The organism is Streptomyces sp. NPDC059828 (genome assembly GCF_042731955.1).
Lineage (GTDB): Bacteria > Actinomycetota > Actinomycetes > Streptomycetales > Streptomycetaceae > Streptomyces.
This window is the reverse complement of sequence record NZ_JBHWIW010000099.1, coordinates 1-4,577: the sequence shown is the minus strand read 5'-3', so window position 1 is coordinate 4,577 and position 4,577 is coordinate 1. Positions and strand designations below refer to the sequence as shown.

The 4,577-nt window shown below is 64.0% G+C and carries 6 protein-coding genes; 1 reads left to right on the top strand and 5 read right to left on the bottom strand.

Features of this window, described 5'->3' with window-relative positions; all coding sequences use genetic code 11:
• The 4 genes from ACFV6V_RS31000 to ACFV6V_RS30985 all read right to left on the bottom strand — a co-directional run.
• The coding region (locus ACFV6V_RS31000) for a hypothetical protein (RefSeq protein ID WP_385571169.1) at window positions 1–259 on the bottom strand (259 nt) is incomplete at its 3' end.
• A 149-nt stretch (window positions 260–408) separates the two neighbouring features.
• Entirely contained in the window at window positions 409–723 is a 315-nt protein-coding gene (locus tag ACFV6V_RS30995) for a hypothetical protein (RefSeq protein ID WP_385571168.1), read from the bottom strand.
• 13 nt (window positions 724–736) lie between these two features.
• Complete coding sequence (locus tag ACFV6V_RS30990) at window positions 737–2,158, bottom strand: hypothetical protein (RefSeq protein WP_385571167.1); 1,422 nt, start codon at window positions 2,156–2,158, stop codon at window positions 737–739.
• A gap of 2 nt (window positions 2,159–2,160) precedes the next feature.
• Window positions 2,161–2,571, bottom strand: a complete 411-nt coding sequence (locus ACFV6V_RS30985) for a hypothetical protein (protein WP_385571166.1) — start codon at window positions 2,569–2,571, stop codon at window positions 2,161–2,163.
• 186 nt (window positions 2,572–2,757) lie between these two features.
• Between ACFV6V_RS30985 and ACFV6V_RS30980 the strand changes: the two genes are divergently transcribed.
• The gene (locus ACFV6V_RS30980; protein ID WP_385571165.1) at window positions 2,758–3,057 is read left to right on the top strand and encodes a hypothetical protein; all 300 of its coding nucleotides are present in this window, start codon (window positions 2,758–2,760) and stop codon (window positions 3,055–3,057) included.
• 253 nt (window positions 3,058–3,310) lie between these two features.
• Here the strand turns inward: ACFV6V_RS30980 and ACFV6V_RS30975 are convergent.
• On the bottom strand, window positions 3,311–4,577 hold a 1,267-nt coding region (locus tag ACFV6V_RS30975), incomplete at its 5' end, for a protein rep (RefSeq protein ID WP_385571164.1).

Below are 4,577 nucleotides of genomic sequence, written 5' to 3'. Positions count from 1 at the left end.
TTTCCTCGTTCTCGACCAGATTCCCCGAAACATTATTCGCGTTGTACCTAGAGAGGCCCGACACCGGGCCGCCGGAGGCGGCCCCGCCCTCCCCCTCATGCCTTCGGCCCGGGGGGGGCGGGGAAACCCGGCGGCGGGCGTGGGGGGCCTTGAGGACGTCGCGAGCCTGTACCGAATCGACCGTTCCGAAGTCGGCCGGATCGTCGGACACGGCGGTCGCCGACTCGATCGTGTCGGCAGTCTGCGCTAGCTTGGCCACTGGACGTTCTCCGTTCGTCTCTCATCAGGTGGGGCGGAGACACTGGGCCCGGAAACCGTCGCTACACGGTCCGGGCCCGTCCCATGTCTCGGATGCGATGCGATCCTTCTCTGTGTGGCCGACCGGCGAGATTGCGACTCGCCGGGCGGTCACTTCTTCGTTTGCTGTGGCCCCATCAGGCTTTTGATCACGAGCCAGCCGAGAGCACATGAGATGGCGCCCACGCTGACCGCGACTGCGACGACTGCGACCGCCAGGAGCCCGGCGAGGACCAGGACTCCGGCGCCGCCTGCCGCGATGAGCTGTCCGCCGTGTTGGCGGAGCCAGGACAGCTCTGGGGCGGCCTGTTGGACGATGACGTACGACGGTTGGCTGGGGCTCTGGGGGACGCTGAGAGCGCCGTAGGCAGCATTCGGGATGGCGGTCGGGGTGTAGACCGGCAGCGGGTTCGTGGGCGGTTTCATCGGCCGTTCCTGGTCATGCGGTCTTCCTCCTGGTGGTCTTCTTCTGGAGCGGGATGGAAGCGCCGGCCTTTTCAGCCGCGGGCGTCGAGGCATCGACGACGACAGGCGCCGGCGCGGGGATGACATCACGGCGAAGGTGGGCTGTGTTGGCGATCCAGGCGGGGAGCTGGTCCTCATCCAAGTCACCGATGCGGACACGGTCGTATCGACCGCCCAGGCCGGGGACGCCGGTGACGACGCAGACGCCGACGTTGGTGTCCTTGTCGACCAGCGCGGACGGGTCGTTGGGTTCGTCGTCTCGAATGCCGGAGCCGAGGGCAGCTTCGGCCGCGTCGATCGTGAACACGGGGAAGCAGACGCCGACCTCCAGGTTGTCCCGGACGCTGGTCGGGATGGCGTCACCTGTCTGCTTCTGGGTGCCGAAGATGCCGAGGACTCCGAGGCCGCGACCTTCCTTGGAGATGGTCTGCATCATGCGCTGGTTGGACTCGACGACTTGCTTGTCTTTGCCGGTCAGGCCCTTGGTGTCCGAGTAGTTGTGGCACTCGTCCATGAAGACGACGATCAGCGGGTTGGCCTCGGTCGGACCGTGCTTCCAGAACTTGTGGGTGCCTCGTTCTTCGACCAGCGCGGCCGGGCGGTCCTTGAGGAGTCGGACCAAGTCGGTCAACCGTTGGTTGGCGGTCTCCGGGTTGTCGCCGACGACGAACATCGCCCTTGATCCGACTTCTCCCCAGTCGCCGTATCGGGCGTCGCTGGTCTTGCCGTCGAAGATCGCGAACTGTACGGCAACGCGGTTAGAGAGGCTGGCCATCCAGGCGAGCATCAACATCGTCTTGCCATAGCCGGGCAGGCCCGCGACCTTGATGCCGGACAGCTGGCGAAGCGGGACGCCGACCTGTCGCATCCACGGGTTGTGGCCGAGCGGGAGGAGCCAGTCGTCCTGGTCTGGCCAGGCGTAGGGCTGGTGGTCATCGAGCGGGTTGCCGACGATGCCTCGGAGTTCTACGAGTCCGGCCTTGAGTCGCTTGACCTCGACGGTTTCACAGTTCCATGCGTCGGCGAGCCAGCCTGCGGCCTTCTCGACTTCCTCGAGGCCGACCTTCGGGATAGTGCGGAGTTGAACGCGGACGCCCCAAGGTTCGGGGAAGGTCTTGATCTTCGGGACGACGGTGACGGGCTTGGCGGTCTTGCCCTGGAGGTCCTTGCGTCCCTTGGTGTTCTCGTCCACGCGGGCCAGGCCGATGTTCGGGGCGAGGCGGCGCCAGCGACGAGCGATCCGCCAGGCGTGACGCATGCGGATCCGCTGGAAGGGGGTGGCGAGGATGTACCGAAAGGTGGCGATGAAGAGGCGGACCGCCCCCCAGGCCACGAGCACTGCGAGGGCAGTGAGCGCGACCAGGGGAGCGAGTCCAGAGGCGTCGGTGGCCGACACGGTCAGCCCTCCTGCTGAGCGGCAGCCTTGCGGCTGGTCGGAACGGCGTTGAGCGCGCGGATTTCGTCCGCCTGGTACCAGGCGGTGCCGCCAACGACCTTGTCGTTGCCGTTGCGGTCGGTCCGCTTTTCGGCCGGGGTGACGCCGACTCGGAAGCCGACGAGCTCGACCGGCTGCGGCATGTTCTGGAGAACCTGGCCGGGGTCCTGGTGGCTGACGACGCCGACCTTGAGGATCTCGTTCTCGGTCCGGCCGAACTGGGTGAAGCTGGCGACGACCTGGACTTCCCACTTGGGGAGACCGTCCTTGGTCTTGTCCTGCTGCTGAGTGCCGAACTGCATCTTCGGCGAGGAGCTAAGGAACATGACCATCGAGAAGGTACGAGCCTGGTCAACGTGGAAGATTGCGGGCATGGCTTGGCCTTTCAGTCCGTGGGTGATCTCTGGTGTACACGGAGGATCGGACAGCCGAGTTGTGGACAGAGATTGAGAACTGCCCCTGACCAGTCGTCAGTTGCCGATCCGTGGTGTACGGAGCGTTGCATGCCCTACAGTGAACCCACACCACATAGCGTGTCAAGTGACTTGATGGAGGATGTCATGACGGACCCTGCTCGGATGAGGACTCAGCTACGGATTCAGGCTCTGTCCGAGCTGGTTTCGTACGCGGCGAACGCTGATCGAGTCATGTACAAGGACCGGGCCGAGTGGTTCCGAAATTTGATCCGAGCCACGATGGAAATCAGTGATGAGGCCAAGAAGTTGGAGACCGAGCTATCTGCTCGTGCTGTACAGGAGAAGGTTCTGACGGTCACTGAGGTTGCGACCGCTGCGAAGATCAGTAGGCAAGCTGTCTATGCGCGGGCCGAAGTGCAATATCCCGATGGGATGCCGGAATGAAGAAAGCCCCCGTCAGGGGGCTTTTTTAGTACCCCGGGTGGGGCCGAAGCTTCCGCCGCAGGCGGTCGCGAAATTTTTGATTTTGGGACCGGAGCCGAGGAAGTCTTTAATCGGCGGGGACCCCTCCGGGAGCAAGAGAAAGGGGGCAGTGGGACCAAAAGCGCGGTGAGGGCCTGCGGCCCCACTTTGCTTGATCAAGCGTAAGCCCCCTTTCTCATGCTCCCGCCCCGCCGATCAAACACTTCCCCAACTCCTACGACGGCTTAGCGGCTGACGCGACGTCGTGGCTGAGTTCATAGGTGAGGTGGTAGGCGGTCATCAGGTTGACCAAGGCCGGGAACCCTCCCTCCTCGTAGGCGTCGAGGAGCTTGGTCTCCAGCAGGGGCACAGCGTGCATGGCCTTGCGTGATTCGGCCGGGAGGATGAGGATGGTCTCCCCGCCGGCCTCCATGGCAGCGACCTCGTGGTCCTGCTTCTCTTCCTCGTCTTCTTCGGGCAGGAGATCTTTCCGAAGTCCGCGTGAGGTGGTCATGGCTCGTCGGCCGAAGGTGCCCTTTTCATATTCCTGCCAGATCGGGATAGCTGCCATGTCGCCCGTCTGCCTGAAGTATTCGAGGACTTCGAGCATGGCGATTGTTTCGCCTTTTCCTGTCTTGAGGTCAGATCGGGTGAGCTCGTTTCCGATGCCCTTACCTTCTTGGGTCTTGGCGATGTAGCTTCCGGCTTCTTCGGGAGTGGTGACCTTTACCCACTTGACGCCTTGCTGCTGACTGGGCTCGTAGCCGTGCTTCTTCATCCAGCGTCGCCAGGTCTTGTCCCAGCGGTGGATGGCTTTGGCGAGGTCTTCGCAGGTTTCATTCCGAAGCAGGATGACGACGTGGAGGTGAGGGTGAAACCAGTTCCGACTTCCCCATGTGACTTCGAGTGAACGAATCCATCCTCGAACTCCGAGGGCCTCCCGTTCGCCGATGGTGCCGTAACGCTTGTCACCAACCCAGGCCGTACCGCCCATAAGCTGGCGCCAGCCGTTGGCGACTGCGTCGAAGAGTGGTTCGAGTGGCTGCTTGCCACGGTGGCGGGCGGTGAGGGTGACCATCCAGGCCGTGTTGGTCAGGTTGCCGTCGGCGTCGGCCTCCAGGAGGTGGGCGGCGACCATGGCCGCGTATTCGGCGGCCCGATAGTTGCGGATCTTCGCCTGGCAGACGGGACAGGCCCAGATGGAGCCGCAGGTGCAGTAGCCGGACCAGTAGGCGGTGCCGCCGACGACGCGGAGTGCGATGCGGCCTTCGCCTTCGTTGCCGTTGGTGACGATCCCGCACTTCTTGACGCGGTCGAGCGTAGTGATCGTCCGGAGAACCGAGCGTTGCGCGAAGCGCCGTTCGCGACGGGTCTTGCGGACCTCGTTTTCCTGGTCTGACCTGGCCTTTTCCTCGTTCTCGACCAGATTCCCCGAAACATTATTCGCGTTGTACCTAGAGAGGCCCGACACCGGGCCGCCGGAGGCGGCCCCGCCCTCCCCC